General features: G+C 46.9%; 24 protein-coding genes. 16 read left to right on the top strand and 8 right to left on the bottom strand.

The window, feature by feature from the left end; genetic code table 11:
* The first annotated feature begins 59 nt into the window (after positions 1-59).
* Together GNP95_RS22685 and GNP95_RS22690 are read left to right on the top strand one after the other, a co-directional pair.
* Entirely contained in the window at positions 60-1,403 is a 1,344-nt protein-coding gene (locus GNP95_RS22685; RefSeq protein WP_155613106.1) for a DUF4129 domain-containing protein, read from the top strand.
* Between the two features lie 5 nt (positions 1,404-1,408).
* Positions 1,409-1,507: a MerR family DNA-binding transcriptional regulator gene (locus tag GNP95_RS22690; protein WP_330163582.1), complete on the top strand. Its 99-nt coding sequence runs from the start codon at positions 1,409-1,411 to the stop codon at positions 1,505-1,507.
* A 95-nt stretch (positions 1,508-1,602) separates the two neighbouring features.
* On the opposite strand, the gene GNP95_RS26795 is transcribed toward GNP95_RS22690, so the two are convergent.
* Positions 1,603-1,983 carry a GNAT family N-acetyltransferase gene (locus GNP95_RS26795; RefSeq protein WP_413773773.1) on the bottom strand — a complete coding sequence of 127 codons (381 nt, stop codon included), beginning with the start codon at positions 1,981-1,983 and terminating at the stop codon, positions 1,603-1,605.
* Complete coding sequence (locus GNP95_RS26305) at positions 1,934-2,308, bottom strand: hypothetical protein (RefSeq protein WP_230873965.1); 375 nt, start codon at positions 2,306-2,308, stop codon at positions 1,934-1,936. Before GNP95_RS26305 ends, GNP95_RS26795 begins: the two co-directional genes overlap by 50 nt.
* A 286-nt stretch (positions 2,309-2,594) precedes the next feature.
* Here GNP95_RS26305 and GNP95_RS22700 point away from each other — a divergent pair, with 286 nt between their 5' ends.
* Both GNP95_RS22700 and GNP95_RS22705 read left to right on the top strand, forming a co-directional pair.
* Positions 2,595-3,743 (top strand): glycerate kinase family protein, encoded by a 1,149-nt coding sequence (locus GNP95_RS22700; RefSeq protein ID WP_230873966.1) that lies wholly within the window; start codon positions 2,595-2,597, stop codon positions 3,741-3,743.
* A 135-nt stretch (positions 3,744-3,878) separates the two neighbouring features.
* Positions 3,879-4,169, top strand: coding sequence for an alpha/beta-type small acid-soluble spore protein (locus GNP95_RS22705; RefSeq protein WP_155613108.1), 291 nt, complete (start codon positions 3,879-3,881; stop codon positions 4,167-4,169).
* Between the two features lie 276 nt (positions 4,170-4,445).
* Here the strand turns inward: GNP95_RS22705 and GNP95_RS22710 are convergent, their stop codons facing one another.
* The 4 genes from GNP95_RS22710 to GNP95_RS22725 are packed head-to-tail and all read right to left on the bottom strand — an operon-like array spanning position 4,446 to position 8,419.
* On the bottom strand, positions 4,446-5,273 hold the full coding sequence (locus GNP95_RS22710) for an ABC transporter ATP-binding protein (protein ID WP_155613109.1): 828 nt from the start codon (positions 5,271-5,273) through the stop codon (positions 4,446-4,448).
* Complete coding sequence (locus tag GNP95_RS22715) at positions 5,273-6,304, bottom strand: FecCD family ABC transporter permease (RefSeq protein WP_155613110.1); 1,032 nt, start codon at positions 6,302-6,304, stop codon at positions 5,273-5,275. The genes GNP95_RS22710 and GNP95_RS22715 overlap by 1 nt, the downstream gene beginning before the upstream one ends.
* A complete protein-coding gene (locus GNP95_RS22720) occupies positions 6,301-7,341 on the bottom strand; it encodes a FecCD family ABC transporter permease (protein WP_155613111.1) in 1,041 nt (346 codons plus the stop codon). Before GNP95_RS22720 ends, GNP95_RS22715 begins: the two co-directional genes overlap by 4 nt.
* Positions 7,334-8,419: an iron-siderophore ABC transporter substrate-binding protein gene (locus GNP95_RS22725; protein WP_155613112.1), complete on the bottom strand. Its 1,086-nt coding sequence runs from the start codon at positions 8,417-8,419 to the stop codon at positions 7,334-7,336. Before GNP95_RS22725 ends, GNP95_RS22720 begins: the two co-directional genes overlap by 8 nt.
* Before the next feature lie 220 nt (positions 8,420-8,639).
* Here GNP95_RS22725 and hprK point away from each other — a divergent pair, with 220 nt between their 5' ends.
* The 10 genes from hprK to GNP95_RS22775 all read left to right on the top strand — a co-directional run bounded on the left by hprK (position 8,640) and on the right by GNP95_RS22775 (position 18,568).
* On the top strand, positions 8,640-9,557 hold the full coding sequence (hprK, locus tag GNP95_RS22730) for an HPr(Ser) kinase/phosphatase (protein WP_155613113.1): 918 nt from the start codon (positions 8,640-8,642) through the stop codon (positions 9,555-9,557).
* Between the two features lie 140 nt (positions 9,558-9,697).
* Positions 9,698-11,134: a CAP domain-containing protein gene (locus tag GNP95_RS22735; RefSeq protein ID WP_155613114.1), complete on the top strand. Its 1,437-nt coding sequence runs from the start codon at positions 9,698-9,700 to the stop codon at positions 11,132-11,134.
* A 95-nt stretch (positions 11,135-11,229) separates the two neighbouring features.
* The gene (locus tag GNP95_RS22740; protein WP_155613115.1) at positions 11,230-11,511 is read left to right on the top strand and encodes a hypothetical protein; all 282 of its coding nucleotides are present in this window, start codon (positions 11,230-11,232) and stop codon (positions 11,509-11,511) included.
* Between the two features lie 294 nt (positions 11,512-11,805).
* Positions 11,806-12,180, top strand: a complete 375-nt coding sequence (locus GNP95_RS22745; RefSeq protein WP_230873967.1) for a hypothetical protein — start codon at positions 11,806-11,808, stop codon at positions 12,178-12,180.
* Between the two features lie 113 nt (positions 12,181-12,293).
* On the top strand, positions 12,294-13,325 hold the full coding sequence (locus tag GNP95_RS22750; protein WP_230873968.1) for an ATP-binding cassette domain-containing protein: 1,032 nt from the start codon (positions 12,294-12,296) through the stop codon (positions 13,323-13,325).
* Positions 13,322-14,137, top strand: coding sequence for an ABC transporter permease (locus GNP95_RS22755; RefSeq protein ID WP_155613117.1), 816 nt, complete (start codon positions 13,322-13,324; stop codon positions 14,135-14,137). The genes GNP95_RS22750 and GNP95_RS22755 overlap by 4 nt, the downstream gene beginning before the upstream one ends.
* 71 nt (positions 14,138-14,208) lie before the next feature.
* Positions 14,209-14,889: a response regulator transcription factor gene (locus tag GNP95_RS22760; protein ID WP_330163583.1), complete on the top strand. Its 681-nt coding sequence runs from the start codon at positions 14,209-14,211 to the stop codon at positions 14,887-14,889.
* On the top strand, positions 14,886-15,959 hold the full coding sequence (locus GNP95_RS22765) for a sensor histidine kinase (protein ID WP_155613119.1): 1,074 nt from the start codon (positions 14,886-14,888) through the stop codon (positions 15,957-15,959). The genes GNP95_RS22760 and GNP95_RS22765 overlap by 4 nt, the downstream gene beginning before the upstream one ends.
* Before the next feature lie 188 nt (positions 15,960-16,147).
* On the top strand, positions 16,148-17,647 hold the full coding sequence (locus tag GNP95_RS22770) for a malate:quinone oxidoreductase (RefSeq protein WP_155613120.1): 1,500 nt from the start codon (positions 16,148-16,150) through the stop codon (positions 17,645-17,647).
* A 147-nt stretch (positions 17,648-17,794) separates the two neighbouring features.
* Complete coding sequence (locus tag GNP95_RS22775; RefSeq protein WP_155613121.1) at positions 17,795-18,568, top strand: SDR family NAD(P)-dependent oxidoreductase; 774 nt, start codon at positions 17,795-17,797, stop codon at positions 18,566-18,568.
* Between the two features lie 585 nt (positions 18,569-19,153).
* Here GNP95_RS22775 and GNP95_RS22780 read toward each other — a convergent pair.
* On the bottom strand, positions 19,154-20,344 hold the full coding sequence (locus GNP95_RS22780) for a coenzyme F420-0:L-glutamate ligase (RefSeq protein ID WP_155613122.1): 1,191 nt from the start codon (positions 20,342-20,344) through the stop codon (positions 19,154-19,156).
* 127 nt (positions 20,345-20,471) lie between these two features.
* Between GNP95_RS22780 and GNP95_RS22785 the strand changes: the two genes are divergently transcribed.
* Entirely contained in the window at positions 20,472-21,356 is an 885-nt protein-coding gene (locus tag GNP95_RS22785; protein ID WP_330163584.1) for a LysR family transcriptional regulator, read from the top strand.
* A gap of 125 nt (positions 21,357-21,481) precedes the next feature.
* Entirely contained in the window at positions 21,482-21,949 is a 468-nt protein-coding gene (locus GNP95_RS22790) for an AraC family transcriptional regulator (protein WP_155613123.1), read from the top strand.
* Positions 21,950-21,970: 21 nt separating this feature from the next.
* On the opposite strand, the gene GNP95_RS22795 is transcribed toward GNP95_RS22790, so the two are convergent.
* On the bottom strand, positions 21,971-22,522 hold the full coding sequence (locus tag GNP95_RS22795) for a GNAT family N-acetyltransferase (protein ID WP_155613124.1): 552 nt from the start codon (positions 22,520-22,522) through the stop codon (positions 21,971-21,973).
* Positions 22,523-22,532: the final 10 nt, after the last annotated feature.

Consider the following 22,532-nt stretch of genomic DNA (forward strand, 5'->3'; position numbering starts at 1 on the left):
CATGCTTTGTAGAGCACTCACTAAAAGTCATAGGATGATGGCGCTGGAGGGCATTCTTAATGGGAAATAAGGGTAGCCATTACTTAATAAGAACATTGAAACTATGCTTGTCCTGCCTTGGCGAGTTAGTGGTGCTGATTCCGCTCTATCTTGCTGCAGTTATCCTGCTGAGCCCGCGTTTTTTACCTTTGGGCTGGATGGTAATCCTGCCGTTTATTTCTTTGCTCGGCGCAGCTATTTACAGTTATGTGCCGGTCTTGTGGAAAAAGCTTGGGAGCGCCGTCCTGATCGGCATTGTTTACGCCGCTATTTTCATAGGAGCTGGAGCAGGGGGGCTGGCCTCCTTGATCGGTCTCGGCGCGGCGTTGTTTGCGCTGCAAGGGATGACGGCTGCCTCGCGGGTAGGGGAAGCCAGGCTGTACTGGTTTGGGACTGCGTTATATTTTGTCGCTGGAATTGCTTATTCAAGAATTACTCTGCTGCGTGGAGAGCTTGGTCTGATTACCTGGCTGGGTGCGGCCTGCCTGGGGATCGCGCTGTTCGTGACAAATTATGAATACTTGCGTTATACAACGTTGTCTAATAAATCAGTGTCTCCGCTGCCGAGGGGATTGCGCCGGCATAATACCGTTTTTATCGTCATTATTTTGGGGCTTATTGTTCTGCTTGCAGCGGGAGTCGGGCGTTGGATCGGCCATATGCTGCTGGAAATCATCAGACATATCGTCGCCTGGCTTACGCGTTCATCCGGGGAACCGAAGGCGCCGCAACCGGAAGAACATCAGGAGCCGCCGATGATGTTTATTCCGGAGGGAGTACCCAAGCCCGGTCTGTTATCGCAGATTCTGGATATTCTTTTCTATGTGATCGGCGGTGCTGTGGTTGCGGCCATAGTCGTATTTGTACTTCACTGGTTGTATAAAAACGCAGGGGGCTTCTGGAAGCGCAGTATTGACCGCCTGGTGGCGCTGCTGCGCCGGCAGGACCGGGCTGGTGAAAGCGCGGGCTATCGTGACGAGGAGAGTTCGATTTTCTCATGGGAGGAGAAGCGGCAGAAATGGGGCCAATGGAGGGGCGCTCTTGCCCGGTTCGGCAAGCGCCAGGAGCGATATGAGGATATGCGCAGCAATCAAGAGAGAGTACGCTTTTTGTATCGGCGTTTACTCTTAACCAGACTCCATGAAGGCACCGAATGGAAGCCTGGGCTTACTCCGTTGGAAATAGCCCGGGATCTGCAGCTCCATGACGATAAGAAGAAGGGTCAGAGAGCGAAGCCTGGACAGGATACCCACGAATCTGCCATAGAGCCGTTAATCAAGCTGTATTACCGGGTTAGATACGGTGGACAGGAGCCTGATGATGAAGAGGTAGCTGATATAAGACGGAAGTTGAGTCAGAAGTAAAAAAGGTGTCTGTACGTAAAATTGGAGCGTTCGCGAAGCTGGGCGGCGTGACGGTGAAGACATTGCGCCATTATGATGAACTCGGCTTACTAAAGCCAGCCTAGGTGGAGGATTTCGACAGGCTGGTTGCCGTCAACATCAAAGCGCCGTTTTCCTCGTCCAGCAATCGCTGGAACGCTTGAGGGACGGCGCCTACAATTTAACGAACGGCATTAGTAGAAATTACATAATAATGAAACTCAGAAGATACCTCAAACCCTATCGAATGATAGAGGTTTAACGCACGTCTATTGTCAGTTACTACCCCCAGGCGAATTGTCGAACACTTCTGCTCCAATAATAGTTTAACTATCCCATTAAGAATTTTACGGCCATATCCTTTGCCTTGGTGCAGCGGAAGCACACATAAGTCGTGAATAACAGCAGTATCCCTACTCACGTAATTGACCCTGATCATCCCAATTGGGTCCAGGTTGTTCAGAGCGATGTAACTAACTCGTTCAGGTTCCCTTGTACGAGCAAAATAATTCCTAGTCCAGGTCTCCGAATCGCCAAAGGCTTGTGAAGAACAGATAATCATAAATTCTAAATCTTGATCTTCCGCTAATCTTAAGATGAAGGACGAGTGCTTTGATGCGTCTGCCTGGAATTGTTTTAGATTCATCGAAAACCATCCCGTTAATATTGGCTTCAGTCCCGTCGGAAGTATACCAACTAAAAAAGCCAATTAATCGATTACCGCAAAGACAAAGATATGCCTCATCTCCGCCTACAGCTTTAAGACTGTCTATACCCACCCTTAAAGTTGACCTATCGTTTATTTTGCAAATTTGTTCTAAGCTTCGAATTCGATCAATCTGATCATTGGAGTAATCTTTCATTTTAATTATTTGATATTCTTGCATGTTGTGGTTACCCTCATAAGAAGGAAACACGCGGTTTATGGACGAGTAGGCGTTATCCTTCTATAATCTGTCCTTTTATTTATGGTTACCATTGAAACCGCCTCCTCGATCATGGATGAACTCTATTTTTCACTAATTAACGATAAAGGTCAATGTTTACGAAATCGATTTTATTCATGGATCTATCAATAGTTAAAAGCGTGATTTAAATATACTGAGAGCGTAATCAATGAAAGGGTTATCCATAGTGAAACAACCAGATCATGTTGAGGAGAATTCGAAAGGAATGGAACATACAATGGCAAAAAAGTTTGTGTTGGCTCCCGATTCTTTTAAAGAAAGCATGACAGCGAAGGAAGTTTGCGAGGCGATGGAAATGGGGATCAAAAGAGCTATTCCTGATGCGGAATGTATTCATGTGCCGATGGCTGATGGCGGGGAAGGCACCGTGCAATCTTTGGTTAATGCTACTGGCGGTAAATTGATCCAAAAAGAAGTGACTGGTCCTTTGGGTACAAAGGTCGTTGCCCACTATGGTATTCTGGGTGACGGAAAAACAGGCGTTATTGAAATGGCATCGGCCAGCGGCATTCATCATGTAACCAAGGAAAGCAGAAATCCTCTGATTACAACGACCTATGGGACAGGTGAATTAATAAAGGATTGTATTGAAAGAGGCATAACAGATATCATCCTGGGCATAGGCGGAAGCGCTACGAATGATGCAGGCACAGGAATGGCTGCGGCGCTGGGGTATAAGTTCCTGAATAAGCAGGGAGAAGAGCTATTGTTTGGCGGGGGATATCTCGATGGCCTGGACAGGATTGATGCTGCGGGTGTACTCCCGGAATTGAAGTGTATAAATATTGTTGTGGCCTCGGATGTCACTAATCCATTGTGCGGAGAGCGCGGGGCGTCGGTCGTTTTTGGCCCGCAGAAGGGCGCTACGCCTGAAATGGTGCAAATTCTGGATCGAAACTTAAGGCACTTCAGTGAAATCGTGAAGCAGGAGCTGGGAATTGATATTGTAGATGTGCCTGGGGCAGGGGGAGCAGGTGGTCTTGGCGGAGGATTATTGGCTTTCACGAATTCGACCATGCAAAAAGGGATTGATATCGTAGTCGAAAAAACAAATTTAAAAGAGGAACTGCAAAATGCCGATTACTGCTTTACAGGTGAAGGCGGTATCGACTTTCAAACGAAATTTGGTAAAACGCCATTTGGTGTTGCGCAAGCCGCCAAAAGTGTTAACAGCAACATCAAAGTCATCGCAATGGCTGGACATATAGGCCAGGATGTGGAGTCTTTGTACGATGAAGGATTTGATGCCATCTTTGGAATTGTGCCTGGCGCAGCGGATCTTGAATCCTTGCTGGCTAGCGGCAAAGAGAATATTGCGCGCACATCTGAAAGTATTGCCAGATTGTTAAAATAAAAAGCAGACAGGTTGTCCCAACATGAGGCACCCTGATGATTTGAGGAATTAAATCATGGTACTGAAAAGTGAATCAGAATGAATGATACGGCTTTCGGGCATGTTAGGAAAAAGGCATAAGGAGTGTTCGTCGAAATGGCAAGAAGAAGGAAATATGTCGTGCCAGGAGCGGAAGAAGGCATGCAGGCTTTTAAAGCAGACGTGATGAGGCGCGAGGGATATACTGTGGACCCCAACCGGCCGGACGATGTCAAATATGAGGTAGCGGAGGAATTAGGGGTTCCTTTACAGCCTGGTGGAAATGGTGATCTGACGACGGAATCGGTCGGCCAGGTTGGCGGTAAAATTGGCGGATCCATGGTCCGGGAAATGGTTCGGCTTGCGGAGCAGCAGCTGGCGAAAAAGAATCAGCAGATTAATGAGTAACCTCGAATGGATGCTAAAGATACTCTAGTTTAGGATATATAAGACTGCCCCTGTAAATAACACAGCGATTATGGATAGGGTGAGGGCAACAAACTTAAAGAATTTCATCTGACACCTCAACATAATGTTTATTTATTACAAACAGTCCAATTCACATTAAATCTTATCATTAGGATATCCATTGTTCAATGTAAAGACACATTAGATGGGTTAGGGAACGCAAGTAGGACATCCGTTAAGGATGTCCTTAAAATTTGCCATTCCGCAGCAGGCGTGTTAATCATCATTTTCAGGAGAATATTCATCATTAACATGATATCGTCCTTTGGGTATTACCAAAGGCGAGCCTGAAACGGGGTCTTTGATCACCGTGCAATCCAGTCCAAAAATGTCTTTAACTAAAGTGCTTGTAATTACCTTGGATGGTTCACCCTCTGCCATAAGCTTTCCTTCTTGAAGCGCAAAAATATAGTCTGCATACCGGGCGGACAAGTTGATATCATGAAGAACCATAACAATCGTTGTTCCGTATTTCCGGTTAAGGTCTGTGAGCAGGTCAAGAATCTCGACTTGATAGGTGATGTCTAGAAAGGTTGTCGGTTCATCGAGAAATAAAATGTCGGTTTGCTGCGCCAGAGCCATGGCAATCCATACGCGCTGCCTTTGACCGCCTGACAGCTCGTCAATATGGTGATTGGCAAGCTCCGTTATGTCCATAATCCTCATTGCTTCGGCAACGGCCTCGGCATCCTTTTTGGTCCATCCGGTGTGCCAGGATTGGTGCGGAAACCTTCCCCGGCCCACCAGATCCGCGACTGAAATGCCCTCCGGGACGATGGGGGACTGCGGCAGCAGCCCTATGACCCTGGCCAATTTCTTGGGCGGAATTTTGCCGATGGGCCTGCCGTCCAGCGTGATGCTGCCGGATACAGGCTTGATCAATCTCGCCAATGTTTTCAGAAGCGTGGACTTTCCGCAGCCATTTGCTCCAATAATGACGCTGATTTGTTGGCTAGGAATACCAAGGCTTACTCCGTGGATCACGGCTTTATGATCATAGCCCGCTACGACTTCTTCCGCTTGAAAAATATGTGTCGGTTTCATTATAATTCTCCCTTTCGATTCATTCGGATGAGCAAGAAGATCAAATACGGCGCCCCAAGTAACCCGGTGATGATACCCACAGGGAATCTGTACTCAAAAGCAAATTGACCGATCAGATCTGCCGCCAAAACCAAATTAATACCAACCAGGCCGGCCGGAATGACGTTGGAGAAGCCGACGCCGACCAGTCTTTTTGCGATCGGCCCCGAAAGGAAGGAGACAAAGGCTATTGGACCCGTGGTCGCGGTAGCCATCGCAATCATGCAGACGGAGCTCACAATGAGAGCGATTCTTGTCTTGTCGGTATCTACACCGAGAGAAGAAGCCGATTGCTCTCCTAGCTCCAATATATCCAGATGTTTTCCCAGCACAATAATGATAGGTGCAGCAATAATAACCGTAATGACAAGAGGCGGGAGCTCGTGCATTTGAGAGCCATTCAGACTGCCGGTGAGCCACCTCAGTGCTGCGGGAATATCCTGTTGCGCGCTAACGAGCAGAAGATAGGATATCACTGCGTCAAGCATGGCCTGGATGCCTATTCCGACCAGGATCAATCGCCCGACCGAAAAGGATTTTCCTCTGGATAACATATAAATGAGTAGGACGGTAGCAAGCCCGGCAATGACGGAGGCTGCGGAAACGACAGCTCTGCTTGTATGAAGCACGATGATGCAAAAAACAGCCGCCGCGCTTGAGCCGGAAGTAATCCCGATGACATTCGGATTCGCAAGGGGATTGCGCAGCATGGTCTGGAATGTATACCCGGCAATGCCGAAGGCAAATCCGGCAAAAAGACCTGCCAGCATTCTCGGCAAACGAATCGAATTCACCGCAAAAGACACGCCTTTGAGGTGTTCTCCCGAAAGTGCCCGAATGACATCTTGCACCGGATAAATGGTGCTCCCCAGTAACAGCATAGCGCAGCAAAGCATGCCCGCAAGTACAGCAAGAAGGCTAGTGACAAGAATCCAACGGCGGCGTCTTTGACGTCTGCCTGCCATAATAAATTCGATCGATTGATTTCTCATAATGAACGCACTTTCGATTTCATCGCTAGAATGATGAGTATTGGAGCTCCTATGAACGCGGTTACGACGCCGACCTCAAGCTCTCCGGGACTGCCGATGAGCCTGCCGCATACATCAGATATCGTTAAAATAATGGCTCCCGAAATCGCTGACATCGGGATAACAAACCGCAAGTCAGGGCCGAGAATCAGGCGGATGGCGTGAGTGGCCAACAGCCCGACAAAACCAATAGGGCCTGCCAGCGCGGTCGTAGCACCGCACAAGAGAACCCCTGCAAGAGCCGCAACAAGCCTCAGCAATCCTGTACGAACGCCTTGGCCGGTTGCAACTTCGTCTCCCAGTGCCAGCGCATTCAATGCTGGGGCCGTAATTATAGCTGTCAATATGCCAACAATCAGAAACGGGGCGAAGGTAGCAATCCCGCTCCAGGTTGCGGAACCAACGCTTCCTACTTGCCAAAACCTGAATTGATCCATGACATAAGAGCGTGGAATCATGATAGCTGTGACCAGAGAGGAAAGAGCGGCGCTTGTGGCGGCTCCCGCCAGTACAAGCTTAATGGGCGTGGCGCCGCCACGCCCCATCGAGCCGATTCCGAATACGAAAACTGCCGTAGTGGCAGCCCCGGCTAAAGCCAGCCAAATATATTGATTAGCGGTGCTAATGTTCAAAAATGCAATTCCGCAAACTACAAACAAGGATGCGCCTGTATTGACTCCGAGTATACTCGGGTCGGCAATCGGGTTGCGTGTGACCGATTGCATTAACGCCCCGGAAATTCCCAGTGCCGCACCGCCAAACAAGCTGAATACGGTTCGGGAAATTCGCTTGCGAACGACGTTTGCCCCGTAGGAATCGACGTCTCGGTGGAATAAACCGTCGATCAGTTCATGGAAGCTGATCAGCCGAGAGCCCAAGACCAGAGAGGCAATCACGCAAACCCCCAGCAGGATAAAACAAATTACCAGAACCATCCTGAAGTTTCTCGGGGTATGCGAGTCTGAGTGTTGCTTTTTTGGAATCGCAGAACTATTCATTGATTTTACGGATAGCTTCATCGATTAACCCGAGATATTCATCAATGGTATAAGCAATTGAAAGTGGATTGGGGTTTCCGGAAGCTGCCAGAGGTGTACCGTCGCCGATAAACACGACAGAGCCTCTTTCGATCGCCGGAATTTTACCCAGCAGGGGATCTGCCTTCACGGCATTATACAAGTCTTCGCCGCCATACCCGATCAAAATATCCGCATCGTTAAGCATATCTGCATTCTCGGCGCTTAAATTCATGGAGTAGCTGGTTGGATCCGCAATCTGCTCCGTAACACTTTCAGGATAGACCAGTCCTAATTCCTCCAGAAAAGAGCCGCGAGGGTCTGCAGGCGTATAAATATGTAGTTTGGACATGTCTTTGGCCGAAAAGTTGACCCAGACTACTTTTTTGCCTTGGATCTGAGGATGCTCACCGGCCTTTTCCTTGATCAGTTTCTCCGTGTCCTTAATGAGCTGTTCGCCTTCCGCTTTCATGCCCATGCCTGTTGCATTCAGCAGGACTTGTTCACGCCAAGTGGTTAACCAAGGAGTGGTCGGATAGGCCACCACCGGAGCAATTTGGCTAAGAATATCATAGTCTTCCTGCGTAATACCGGAGTAAGCTGCAAGAATGACATCCGGTTCTGCGTCTGAAATCGCTTCAAAGTCAAGGCCGTCCGTATCTTGGAACACATTCGGGTCGTTTACGCCAAGTTCCTTGAGCTTTTCTGCTGTCCAAGGCAGCAGTCCGCTGTCATCCTGAACACCATAATTCGCAGCCGAGAAGCCTACAGGTACAACGCCAAGAGCGAGAACAACATCATGATTCGCCCATTGAATGGTAGCGACTCGTTCAGGCTTGCTGTCGATGGTGGTTTCTCCAAAAGCATGCTTGATTACGATCGGATATTCAGCATTTGTCTCCTGGGCAGCAGGGGCTTCCGTATTAGGCGTTTCGGTATTTACTGAAGTACCCTCGCTTGGTGTTGAGCTGGATTGCTGGCTCGAACAACCCACCAGAGCTAGTACAAGACCCAGTGAGATAAGTAGTGGTTTGAATGAGAATCCTCGTTTTGAATTCATGCAAGTACCCTTCCTTTATAAAAAATGTAATTGTGACCCGATATTATGATAATGATTATCATTGTCAATAAATATATATCCGCATTGGCAGGTTGTCAAGAAAATTTTGGCATCTGGACATCCTAGCAGGAACAACCCTCCCGGTTGTTGAATATATTCGAAATCGAGTAATGAACAACAGGCGCATGCCAGGACGCCTTAACCGCAGGAGGAGAACATCATGAAAACGGTCACTGTTCAAAAACTGAAGGAAGCCTTCCATCTGGAAGTGCTTGCGGGAGACAGCCATACGGACCGTGTGATTACCCGTCCACGGACGCATAGACCTGGGCTGGAGTTTGTCGGGTATTTTGATTTTTTCCCTATGAACCGGGTGCAGGTGCTCGGCCGCAAGGAAATTAACTATTTATTGACCTTAACCGTTGAGGAACGCAAGCTGCATATTGGAAACGTCGTCAAATATCATCCGCCATGCTTCATTGTGACTTCAGGGCAGCAGGAGATCCCCTATCTAATCTTGTTCTGCGAACAAGAAGGTATCCCACTGCTGCGGACAACGGAGACGACAACGGAATTTATCGCCAAGCTGGACAGCTATCTGATTAAGGCGCTTGCGCCTGAAATATCGATCCATGGCGTGTGTGTAAATGTATCGGGTATAGGCGTTCTTCTTCGGGGCAAGTCGGGAATTGGCAAGAGCGAAACAGCGCATACGCTCATTCGGAGAGGCCACCGGTTCGTGGCCGATGATATTGTAGTGCTTAAGAAGCTCGGCCCTGCAACTCTTCTCGGTACGCATAATGAGACCACGCGTGAGTTCCTCGCGCTGCGCAGTGTTGGACTGATTAATGTTGTAAGGCAGTATGGACGCAGGGCCTTTCAGGACGAGACGCGGATCGTACTGGACATCGAGCTGGCCCCATGGGAGGAAAATTCTTTGAACAACGAACTGGAAGTAGAACCTCAGTTCACGGAATACCTAGGCGTTAAGATACCGCATATTGAAGTCCAGCTTCAACCAGGGCGTGATGTCGCTGGTCTGATCGAGGCCGCAGCGAACAACTGGTATCTCAAGCAGCTTGGCTACAGCGCCGCCGAGGAGTTCATGAAGCGGATTGAGAACGAGATGCAGGAATGACTCTGAACTTTGGAACGGGAGTCGAAATAAATAGATTGAGATAAATAGAATCCTTCTTCTAATAAGAGGGATTCTATTTTATTTTGTCGAATTATGAAGGGTTGCGTAGAAGAACATCAAGAGTTTAAGGGGAGATTGCTGTGGGAAAAAATCGTTGGTTAAAGATAGCTGGTGTCGTAGGCATTGCGGCAGCAGTATGGATCGGAGTGCCTAAGGGGATTTGGGCTGCCCCGTCGATGTTTGCGGATGTGCCTAGCTCGCATTGGGCCTATGAGAAAATAATGTGGTCGAAGGGTCAGGGGATAGCGAGTGGTTATCCGGATGGATCATTTAAGCCCTCCAAATCAGTTACTGAGGCTGAATTTTTAGTTATGCTTTTGCGTACATACCCTGAACTGCAAATAGAAGCTGCAAAGGCGGGCGAGATATGGCATGCGCCTTACTATAGGTTGGCTAAAGAGTTGAATTTACAGGTAAAACAGCAGCCCCACGTGTCAATTACACGCGGACATGCAGCACAATTGATGACAGGGATGATGGGTACAACCTTAACGGTGACAGAAGCCGTCCAATTTATGTTAGACGAGGGTTTAGCTGAAGGTAAGAATGGATCAGGCGTTGAGGGATTTGCTCCGAATGACACTTTAACTCGTGCAGAAGCGCAGACCTTCTTCTTTCGCTTGAAACAGGGGGAACGGGTAGAGGATGGCTCTGCTAAAGAGGATGAAAACGTAATTAAGCAGGAGACACTGGCGCCATCAGCCATCGATCTTCAAGGCGTACAAATCGGCGATTCCGAAGCTGACGTCATTGCGGCGTTAGGGCAGCCGAATCGTAAAGATAATATAAGCGGTGATATGACATGGTATATCTACAACCGGGACTTGAAGAAATATGCTCAAGTCGGAATTATGAATCAAGAGGTTGTTGCCTTATTTTCTAACGGGGCAGGCTGGCGCTTTGGCGGCGAGGATAAGGGAACAGGACTTGCCGATTTGAGATCTAGAGCGGACAAACTATGGGGAGAAAGTGTAGGCAGCTCTTATAATGTCGTCTACTATCAAATGGATGACATTGAAATAACGCTGTTCACAGATGATCATGAGAATGGGCGAGTTGATGGGGTATTTGTAACCAATAATAGCAATTTCGATTATGTGTACAATATTAACGTTACTGAGGATACATTAAAGGCATATGAGCTTCAAGTGTTTGACTTGACGAATACCTTCCGTGTAAGCAAAGGCTTAAAGCCTCTAACCTGGAATGAGAAGGCTGCTGTTGCCGCTCGCCTGCATAGCGAGGATATGGGGGTACGGGATTTTTTTGCCCATACTAATCCTGATGGCAAATCACCTGGTGACCGAATGGCCGCCCAAGGCCTAACCAAATTTAAGGCAACAGGTGAGAATATTGCAGGCGGTCATATAAATGCAATCGATGCTCATTACAGCTGGCTAAATTCGTCCGGACATCGGAATAATATGCTGACTAGTGGCTATACAACGCTTGGAGTTGGAGTTAAATTCATAAATGAGGTTCCATACTATACCCAAAATTTCTACACGCCGCTGTAATTATGCCAGCTTGTTCACCAATGAATAATTCCGGGACAATTCCCAATACTATGCCTGATAATTATGATTTCAATGGCAGAAGGGATGGTACATCATTGGCTAAGCATTCAGACACAAGCTGGAAACAGGATCACCCGAGCACGCTGCTGAGCAACTCTGTTCAAAAGGCGGATCGTTCAGTGAGGCAAGCGATGTCGCACCCAGGGGAGCCTACGGTTGAGCATGCGGTTAATTCAATATCTCACGCAGAAAATGCACTCTTCAATGCAGAGCAGCACAATGAACATATGGATACCGTTCAGCAATATAAAGAAAGATTAGAGCTGGCGAAGGAGCATTTGCAAGAGGTGCAAGAGATTGTAGAGGATCAGGGCTAGCTAGCCCTATGAGACCATAACTGAGAATATAACCCCGTAGGTTCTTATACAACTACGGGGTTATTTGCTGTTCGGGCCCTGAGTTTACCCATTCATCTAAGACATCCATCCCCTTTAACCGCAAAAGCCATGTTTGTTCCATAATATCCAGCATGCTGCGGCTTCTTGGGTGATCAGGGAACCGGGTAATATGCCAAGCTTCCCGAGGTAACCGGTACAAGGCAGAAATCAATTTTCGCTCGATGCGGTTTAGTACCCTACGAACACTTAGAGCCTTTGACAGCTGCTATCGTAATGCCAGCCCCAGCCCGTGAAGAACATTCCAGCATAGATGAATCGGCAGAGGACATTGCATTCCAAAGGAAGTACCTGGCGATGGAGTCGTCCAGGGCATATAACGCTTTTGCTTTTTCGGCCGAATCAAAGGGCATATCTATAGACAGCAGCGCCATTTCTTGCCCATGTCTGGTTATCAAGGCTGTAAGCTGTGATGATGACGACCGCCGGGGCAGATTGACAGCGGAGCATCTCCGCGCTGAATACAAGGGTCTTTGGAATACAACGCATACCGGCGTGCTTATAGGGCAGAGGTACATGGAATCGGCAGCTGACATTGTGGGCTGGTTGAAAGGACTTCAGAACAACATCATGAGTAAATTAGGCGACTAGAATAATATGAACTAAGGCGACCTTCTGGGTCGCCTTAGTTCATATTCAGTTCATAAAACCTCTTTATCATCCGAATGTATTCAGCAATACACACAGGAAAGGGAGGATTCGCATTGAGTAATCATCAAGTTAAGAAACCCTTGGCAGTTAAGGGCGATTGGGCCGTTGAAGCGCAAGGATTAGTTAAAAACTTTGGCGGCAATCGTGCGGTGGACAGGGTAGATCTGAAAGTTCCCGCTGGTTCCATTTATGGGGTGCTCGGCCCAAATGGGGCAGGGAAGACGACCACAATCAGAATGTTAGCGACATTACTGCGGCCGGACGAAGGTTCGGCACGGATTTTCGGATACGATGTTGTGAAGGAGGCGCAAATTGTGCGCCAGTTGGTTGGAGTGACTGGTCAATATGCCTCGGTAGATGAGTCTCTCAGTGCTACTGAGAACCTGATCATCTTCTCCCAATTATTAGGGCTCAGCCGTTCTGAGGCAAAGCGAAAGGCAGCAGAGCTGCTAGAGGAATTTAGTTTAACGGAAGCCGCAAGGCGTCCCTTAAAAAATTTCTCAGGCGGGATGCGCCGCAGGCTGGATTTGGCAGCAAGCCTTATTGCACAGCCGCCGCTGATTTTTTTAGATGAACCGACTACGGGGCTGGATCCGCGAACACGCAATCAGATGTGGGAAACGATCCGCCGGCTGGTAGAGGTGGGCTCAACTGTACTGTTAACCACACAATATCTGCAAGAAGCAGATGAACTGGCTGACCGGATTGCGGTGATCGATCATGGTCGTGTTGTTGCCGAGGGAACCGTAAATGAACTAAAGGCCTCCATAGGCACCTCATCCTTGCATTTAAGCATTATAAATCCGCAGGACATTCCAGAGGCTCGGCAAAGGATTGACCGAATTCTAGAGGTAAGGTCATCGGTCTCATCGGAAGGCGGAAGGATTGTTGCCCCGATGGGGGATGCCGACCGAGTCACTGATCTGCTGATCGCCCTTCGCGAAGCGGGAATCCAATTAGCAGAGTTAAGCGTACAGAAACCTACTCTGGATGAAGTCTTTTTAACGATTACGGGTCAGGTTGATAAGGAGAATGCAGCAATGGCTGCAAATCAATCGGAAAAAGAAAGCGAGGTAAGCTTATGAGAAATACTCCAATAACCCCAGTTGCCGCACGTCAATTACGTAACAGAACCAGCTTCGGCCAAGCTGTAAGAAATTCCTTAATCATGGCTTACCGGGGACTTTTAAAAATTCGGCGCACCCCCGAGCAATTGTTTGATGTTACGCTTCAACCCATTATCTTCACCTTGATGTTCACTTACATTTTTGGCGGAGCTATTTCAGGAAATGTACTAAGCTATTTGCCGGTTATTATTCCTGGAATCCTTGTGCAGACTGTGATCACAACCTCCGTTGTCACCGGCGTTCAATTGCGTGAGGATATGGATAAAGGTGTATTCGACCGATTTAAGTCACTGCCTATTGCCCGAATTGCCCCGTTAGCGGGCGCTCTTTTGGCGGATACCATCCGGTATACCATTGCGACTGTGCTTACCTTTACTATGGGCTATATCATGGGCTATCGGCCTGAGGGAGGATTAGGGAGTGTTGCCATTGCCGCACTACTCGTTATTGCGTGTGCTTGGGCAATCAGTTGGATTTTTGCTTTCTTTGGCGTGATTGCGCGTACTGCATCAAGCGTTCAGGGCATTTCGATGATTGTACTGTTCCCGCTCACCTTTGTCTCCAATGCTTTTGTGCCGGCTGAGACGATGCCTGGCTGGCTGCAATGGTTTGTAAAGATTAATCCGATCTCGCACCTCGTTACGGCCATCCGGGAGCTTACCAACTCGGGAGCCGCCAGTTCGGATGTGACGATCTCTCTCATGGGCGCCGTGGTTATTGTGGCCATCTTCGCACCGCTCACCGTACGTGCCTATATGCGCCAGACTTAGCTGAAAGGCTTTGACAGCAAATGCCAACGGGGGATACTCTTAATTTAAATCATAAATGAGGAATGAATACCGTGACAACGATATTAATCGTAGATGATGATCCTCACATCCGTGAATTGATTCGCGTTCTTCTTTCCAGAGAAGGCTTATCGGCTCTGGAAGCAGCGGATGGAGAGGCAGCATTATCCTTGCTCGACAAGGACAAAGTCGATCTTATTATTCTTGATATCATGATGCCCAATATGGACGGCTGGACATTTTGCCGTGAAATACGAACCTATTACTCCAGTATACTGCCCATTTTAATGTTAACGGCGAAAGGAGAGACAGCTCAGAAAGTGAAAGGGTTTGATCTCGGAACGGATGATTATATGGTTAAACCCTTTGCTCCGGCTGAGCTCGTTGCTCGGGTTAAAGCATTACTCAAGCGCCATAAAATTACCGTATCCAATCGGATTGAACTCGGGGATGTCTTGATTGACCGTGCTTCCTATAGAATTTTTATGGGGAGCAAGGAGCAGACCTTACCACTGAAAGAATTTGAGCTGCTGTTTAAGCTGGCAACACATCCGCAGCAAACTTTTTCAAGGGAGCAATTGATTGAGGATATTTGGGGATTTGACTATGAGGGGGATGAGCGAACGGTTGATGTTCACATCAAGCGATTGCGGCAACGTTTCTCTTACGAAGATTGCCCCTTTAAAATTACAACAATCCGTGGACTCGGTTATCGTCTGGAGGTCACCCCTTGAAGCTGCTGGAAATAATAAAGCGAATTTCGGGTTTTTTGGCACTCATATTAACCTTGCTGTTATTTTGGTCCTGTGCCTACTTGGTTACATCTTGGCTGTTTGATAGGATTCACTATGTTCCTGACGACTATGTCAGGCAGCTAATTAACTCGTTATTGGGATTTTTTCTATTTGGCTCTTGCATGGCTATTGTAGCGAATATCAAATGGGTAAAAAGCCGGCAAGAACAATTTTTGCATCCGATCATTCAGGCCATGAAAATGATGGCTGAAGGAAACTTTAATATCGATCTTTCATATTATAGAAATCAACACCAGGGACGAGGTCACCCCTATTCCAGAATTGTTGAGAGTATTAGGGATATGGCAGGCAAACTCAGTGCAATGGAGGAAATGCGGCAAGAATTTATTTCAAATGTCTCGCATGAAATCCAGTCTCCGCTAACTTCGATCAGTGGGTTTGCCCATGCCTTAAAGAACGAGGAGTTAGGTCCTGAGGAACGTAAGCATTACTTAGAAATTATAGAAATGGAAAGCAGCAGGCTTTCAAAGTTAAGTGAAAATTTACTGAAGCTCACCTCGCTAGAGTCTGATAAATTCCTTTTTGACCAACAAAACTATCGATTAGACCGCCAGCTTCGCCGAAGCATTCTTGCCATTGAACCGCAATGGGCTGAGAAGCAGATCAATATGGATATCGCTCTTGAGGAATTAAATGTCACTGCCAATAAGGATCTGATGGAACAAGTATGGATGAACCTGCTCCATAACAGTATTAAATTCACACCAAGAGAAGGAATCATCAGGGTTGAAGCGTTGAAATCGTCCGATAACCTTCTCATTGTAAAAATTCAAGATACGGGTATCGGCATGGAAAAAGAAGCTTTGATGCACATATTTGAGAGATTCTATAAAGCAGACCCATCAAGGAACCGCAATTTCGGGGGCAGTGGCCTAGGTCTTTCCATCGTCAAAAAAATAATTGATTTGCATAACGGCTTGATCCAAGTGCAAAGTGAGCCGGGAGAAGGAACCGTGGTGACCATAACTTTAAGGCCAACTATCGATTAAAATTATCATATTTATACTAAATAAATATTTTAATCTATCAGTATTATTGATACACTAAGATCAGGTAAAGAAATTATAAAAATCGATCCAGAAAAGGTGTGTGACTAGTTTCCGTACTGGCAAGCGGAACGCCTGCGCAGGAGCGCCTACATCCTTTCTGCAAATCTTAGGGTATAAGGACGGTAAAAATGAGTAACAGACAAACAAGTACAGATGTTATCTTAATTGGTGCCGGGATTATGAGTGCAACTTTGGGGACACTGCTGAAGGAATTAGTACCGGACTGGGAAATTACAGTGTTTGAGAAGCTTGCCAATGCAGGAGAGGAAAGCTCTAACGAATGGAATAATGCGGGGACAGGGCATGCGGCGCTGTGCGAGCTTAACTACACCACCGAAAGACCGGACGGATCTGTAGATATTAGCAAAGCTATCAAAATTAATGAACAGTTTCAAGTGTCCATGCAGTTTTGGTCTTACCTTGTAAACAGCAATCTGATCCGCAATCCGCGGGACTTTATCGCCCCGATCCCTCATATGAGTTTTGTGCAGGGGGAGAAGGATGTCTCGTTTTTGAAGAAGCGTTTTAAAGCGCTATCAACCAATCCTCTGTTTCGGGAGATGGAGTTCTCCGATGATCCTGAGAAATTGATGGAATGGATCCCGTTAATGATGAAGGACCGTCCAGTCAGCGACCCTATAGCGGCGACAAGAATCGAGTCGGGGACGGATGTCAATTTTGGGGCTTTAACGCGCATATTGTTCGGGCACCTAAAGAGTCAGGGCGTTGATATAAAATATAAACATGGCGTAGACAATATTAAGCGTACTAGCGACGGCTTGTGGGAACTGAAGGTACGGAATGCCGATACCGGCAGCGTCGAGTACCATGCTGCGAAGTTTGTCTTTATTGGCGGCGGGGGAGGAAGCCTGCATCTGCTACAGAAAACCGGCATTCCGGAAAGTAAACATATCGGAGGGTTCCCGGTAAGCGGACTATTTATGGTATGTAACGATCCGGATGTGGTCGAGCAGCATCATGCCAAGGTATACGGCAAGGCTAAGGTGGGCGCTCCTCCTATGTCCGTTCCGCATCTGGATACAAGATTTATCGACAATAAAAAATCGTTGTTGTTTGGACCGTTTGCCGGCTTCTCGCCGAAATTCTTGAAATCCGGCTCCATGTTCGATTTGATTACGTCCGTAAAGCCGAATAATCTCGTAACGATGCTGGCAGCCGGGGTAAAGAACGTTCCACTGACAAAATACCTGATTCAGCAAGTGATGTTATCCAAAGAAAAACGCATGGAAGAACTTCGGGAATTTATCCCGAATGCGAGAAGCGAGGATTGGGATTTGCTGATAGCTGGTCAACGTGTGCAAGTTATCAAGGATACGGATGCCGGCAAAGGAACGCTGCAATTTGGCACTGAAGTAATCAGCGCAGCCGACGGCTCGATCGCTGCATTGCTTGGCGCTTCTCCGGGTGCCTCAACCGCGGTTTCCGTCATGCTTGAGGTAATCAGCAAGTGCTTCCCGCAATATATGGAGGCCTGGGAGCCGAAGATCAAAGAGATGATTCCTTCTTATGGCGTATCATTACTGCAAAACCCTGCACTTATCCAGGAAGTTCACGCTCTAACATCACAGACGCTCGCCCTAAGCGAGAAAGTCCCTATATACAATTAGTATCATTTAACCCGGAACCTTTGATCTGCATTTGAATCAAGGGTTCTTTTTCATGCCACTGAAAGTTGTATCGGGGGAATCCGTTATGGGTAAACTGCAAAATGGCAGGACATCCGGAAGCAGTATAGCGAAGGAGGCAATCCAAATATGAGTAAATTTGAGGGCAAAGTAGTATTGATTACGGGCGCTGTAGGCGGGATTGGAAAGGCAACGGCAAAAAAATTGGCAGAGCAGGGAGCTAAGCTTGTTTTGGTCGACTTGAATGTAGAGGCAGTCCAGCAAGTCATTTCAGAATTAGGCCTCGATGATTCAAGGGCCCTTGCCCTTAAGGCCAATGTCGCGAATGAAGAAGAGGTCAAAGCCTATGTCGATGCAGCCGTTGAGAAGTTTGGCAAAATTGATGGCTTCTTTAACAATGCAGGAATAGAAGGGATTACTGCCAATGTAGAGGATTATCCGACAGACACCTTTGAAATGGTCCTTAACGTCAATGTCAAGGGCGCGTTCCTTGGGCTTAAATACGTTGTTCCTGTGATGAAGAAGCAAGGGTACGGCAGTATCGTCAATACCTCCTCAGGCGCAGGGCTAATCGGCTCTCCCGGCTTTGTTGGCTACAACAGCTCCAAGCATGCAGTGATTGGGATGACCAGAGTGGTGGCGCTAGAAGCAGCCCCCTTCGGTGTAAGGGTGAATGCGGTAGCACCCGGGGTAATCAATACCCGCATGATGCGCCAAATTGAGAAGAATACGGTTCCTGAGGACGCCGAAGGTGCAAGACAAGCATTTAGTTCCGCAGTACCTATGGGAAGATACGGAGAGGCGGATGAAGTAGCAAATGTAGCGGTCTTCCTGTTATCTGATGATGCCTCTTATGTAGCCCAGTCCATCTACACGGTGGATGGCGGCCAAATTAATCAGTAGAAAGAAGAAATATGTAGAAACGATTACACTTGAGGCAGCCAAAGGGCTAGGTTGGCTGCCCCATTATTCTGTGGTAAAAAATATTTGCCCAAAAGAAGATAGAAACGAGTGGTACTTGCATTTTGGGATAGCCCCTCGAACAGGTTGATGGTGACCAATCACGCTATCCACCTCCCCTTTTGCCGAGCATGAATCGCGGACTTCTCGATCTAAATGGATTTATAGTAGTTAGTTTCTGTGGCAAAGAACGGAAAGCGGATTTAAATGGATTTCATGGCGTTAGAAGAAGGGGATTAATCCATCATGGGCGGGAATCTTAATTTTAGGTGCATCTAATCCAGCTAATCTATTGAACCACTCGTTTGGAGCAAAATTAGATACATGATTTCCATTTAGTGTTCGAGTTCAAATGTTCGATAGCTTATATAAGATGAGTCAAAGAATGGGGTTCAGGCAAGGGAGAAATGGATTCCGCAAAATTGATTCTGCAGAAACGGATAACTTAGCTTCTAAAAAAGGGGCGCCCCACAGCCATCTATGATGACTTCTGGGACAACCCCCTTGACTTTAGCGTTAGAAGACTATTTACTTTGTAAAGTTGTCGAAATAGCCTTGGATAAAGACGATCGGCGTGCCTTTATCTCCGCTTCCCGAAGTCAAATCAGACAAGGAGCCGATAAGGTCAGTCAGCCTTCTAGGCGTGGTGCCTTGGGCTTCCATCGATCCCACGAGATCGTCACCTTTATTGCTGATGTACTCGGAAATCGCTTGTTTAAGCTCGTCACCGCTTAATTCCGCAAAATTATTATCCGCAAGATATTTCAGCTTGATTTCATTTGGTGTTCCTTCAAGCCCAGAAGTGTACGCAGGCGATACAACCGGGTCGGCGAGCTCCCATATTTTGCCCACAGGATCCTTAAATGCACCGTCTCCATAAATCATGACTTCCACATTTTTACCCGTCTTTTCTTTGAAAATTTGCTGGATTTTATCGACGGTTTGCTGGCAGTTGCGCGGGAAAAGCTTGATTTCGTCCTCTGTAGACTTATTCGATCCCAGAAGACCATAATGTTCATTATACCCGCTTTGATCAATGGATTCCGCCAGGATGTTATCCAGGCTGTAGATTTTCTCTCCACCGCCCGCCTTCAGGATTCTTGCCGTTCTGATCCGAGAATGGATATCGCAGGTCAGAACATGTTTGGTATAGTTGAGGATCGTTTTTGGGTTATTGGAGAAAATAACCTCGCATTCCGTTCCCTGTTCTTCCACTAATGTTTTATAGTAATCAATGTAATCGATGCCTGTAAACGTATGCTTTTTATAGCCAAAGAGCTCGCGGAATTGGGCTTCCGTCAGCACATCCGTCCAAGGATTAACGCCTTTTTCATCGAGCATGTCGAGATCCACCAAGTGGTTGCCGACCTCATCGGAAGGATAGCTAAGCATGAGTACGATCTTTTTAACGCCTTTGGCAATACCGCGAAGGCAGACGGCAAACCGATTGCGGCTTAGAATCGGGAAGATCACGCCAACCGTTTCGTCACCGAACTTAGCATGAACATCTTTGGCGATATGATCCACTGTCGCATAATTGCCCTGGGCACGGGCGACGATGGACTCCGTAATGGACACAATATCTTTATCCCGGATTTGAAAGCCTTCTACTTCGGCAGCTTTTAACACGCTGTCTACCACGATATCTTCTATGTGATCCCCTCGTTTGATGATCGGGCAACGAAGGCCTCTAGCAACAGTTCCAACGACTCTTTCCAAATTACATTCAGCTCCTTAGGATGATAAAGTCTGATTTACATTATCTAACCATCTACTTGTAATATACATCAGTCTAGTGGTATAAGTTAAATTAATATATCGAATAGAGGGTATAAGAGGTGTTTATGTGATAAGCAAGCTGGATCTCTACAAAATTTTTAGCAAGGTTGCGAAATGCAATAGCTTTTCCAAAGCAGCCAAAGAAATGTATATGACGCAGCCGGCGGTTAGCCAGGCGATCATGCAATTGGAGAAGGATTTGAACACGCGGCTTTTTAATCGAACGCCCAAAGGGGCATCATTGACCAATGAGGGCAGCCTTCTGTTTGAATACGTAAATTCGGCCATGAATCTGCTGCAAACAGGTGAAGAGAAGATATTGGAATTTCAAAACCTGACGGCCGGCGAATTGAAAATCGGCGTAGGAGATACAATATCCAGATACTTTTTGCTTCCCTACTTGGAAGCATTCCACAATAAATATCCCAATATTAAATTTACTATTGTGAATGGTACAACTTTAGAACTCTGTTCGACTCTAAAATCGGGCGAAGTGGATATATCCATTTGCAACCTCCCCATTGAGGATTCCACATTAGAAGTGCGGCATTGCATTGATATCCAGGATACGTTTGTTTATGGGGAGAGATTTGCGGAAGTTTTATCGCAGCCGGTCAGCCTTCATGAATTGGTGAAGCTGCCGCTCATATTTCTAGAAACGAAATCGAATTCCCGAAAATATGTGGAAGACTACATGATCTCTAAAGGGATCAAAATTGCACCAGAGTTTGAATTGGGCTCGCACGATTTATTGCTGGAGTTTGCCAGAATTAATCTTGGAATCGCGTGCGTGACGAAAGAGTTCTCCCAGGAATATTTATCAAAAGGATGGCTGTCCGAGGTTCAATTGCTAGAGGGAATTCCAAGGAGAAGCATAGGCGTTTGCAATATAAAAAGCGTGCCATTGTCCCCGGCGGCAACAAAGTTCGTAGAGCTTCTTGAAAATAAATAAGCTGTTCATTCCTTCGGGAACGGACAGCTTATTATCTATTTTCGAAAAAAACTAATGAATAATATTTTATACCATGATAGCATCCAAAATGTAGAAAAAAGCGCATAAGAAAGGAAGATCAAGCGATGGATGTTAGAGTCGAGACTCTCCCCAGTTATCGCCTGGCGTATGTGCGGCAAATTGGCCCTTATGGTCCTGCCAATGTTCAGGCCATGGAAGAGCTAAAAAGTTGGGCAAGGGAGAAAGGACTACTCACTGAATCAGCTGTATTATTCGGAATTCCACAAGACAATCCTCAAATCACGCCTCCTGAGCAATGCAGATATGATGCATGTATTACCATTACAGAAGAGGAGCAAATGGATGATTTCGTCTGCGAAAGTAAACTTGACGGCGGGGATTATGCGGTGTTTAGAATCAAACATACAGCAGAGGATATTCAAAGAGCATGGGCAGAAATTGTTCCAGCCATACACCGCATGGGGCTTCAACTAGACAACAAGCCGATTCTAGAAAAATACACTGGCGATTTGGTTAATGATCATTTTTGCGAAATATGTGTGCCTATAAAAAAGGAGCTCCAGTTCTTGTAGAATGGCTCTCCTTAATTATCCTTATTTACAGTATAGGGATCTGTATTCATCCTCTAGAATACTCATGAGAATGGAGTCATAATACTGATGGTTGTAAAATAAGGCTTCTCGCTGAACCCCTTCTTTCTTGAAGCCTATACTTTCATAGACCTGCATGGCACGCTCATTGTAAGAGAACACGTTTAGCTCAATCCGGTGAAGGTTGAGGATACCGAAGCCGTAATCCAGCATAAGACGGATGGCTTCGGTACCGTAGCCTTTTCCTTGATTACTGCTGTCAGGGATAGCGATGCGGATGTTGGCATTGCGATTGATCGTATCTATGTCTTGAATCGCAATATCTCCAATGGGAGTATCGTCACTAACGGCGGCAATGACCAGCAGTACGGACGAGCTGTCCTGGGCTTTTCCTTCGATGTAGCGGGCAATTTGATCCTGGGTATAGTGCTTCTGTGTCCCAGTGAGTTTCCTTGTCTCATGATGGTACAGCGTAATGAAGTACCAATTGGCATCAGATACCTCGATCGGCCGTAAATATACTTTTTTTCCTTCGAGAAAGCGTACGGGTTTCATGGTTCATATC

The sequence above is a fragment of the Paenibacillus woosongensis genome (genome assembly GCF_009725165.1).
Lineage (GTDB): Bacteria > Bacillota > Bacilli > Paenibacillales > Paenibacillaceae > Fontibacillus > Fontibacillus woosongensis.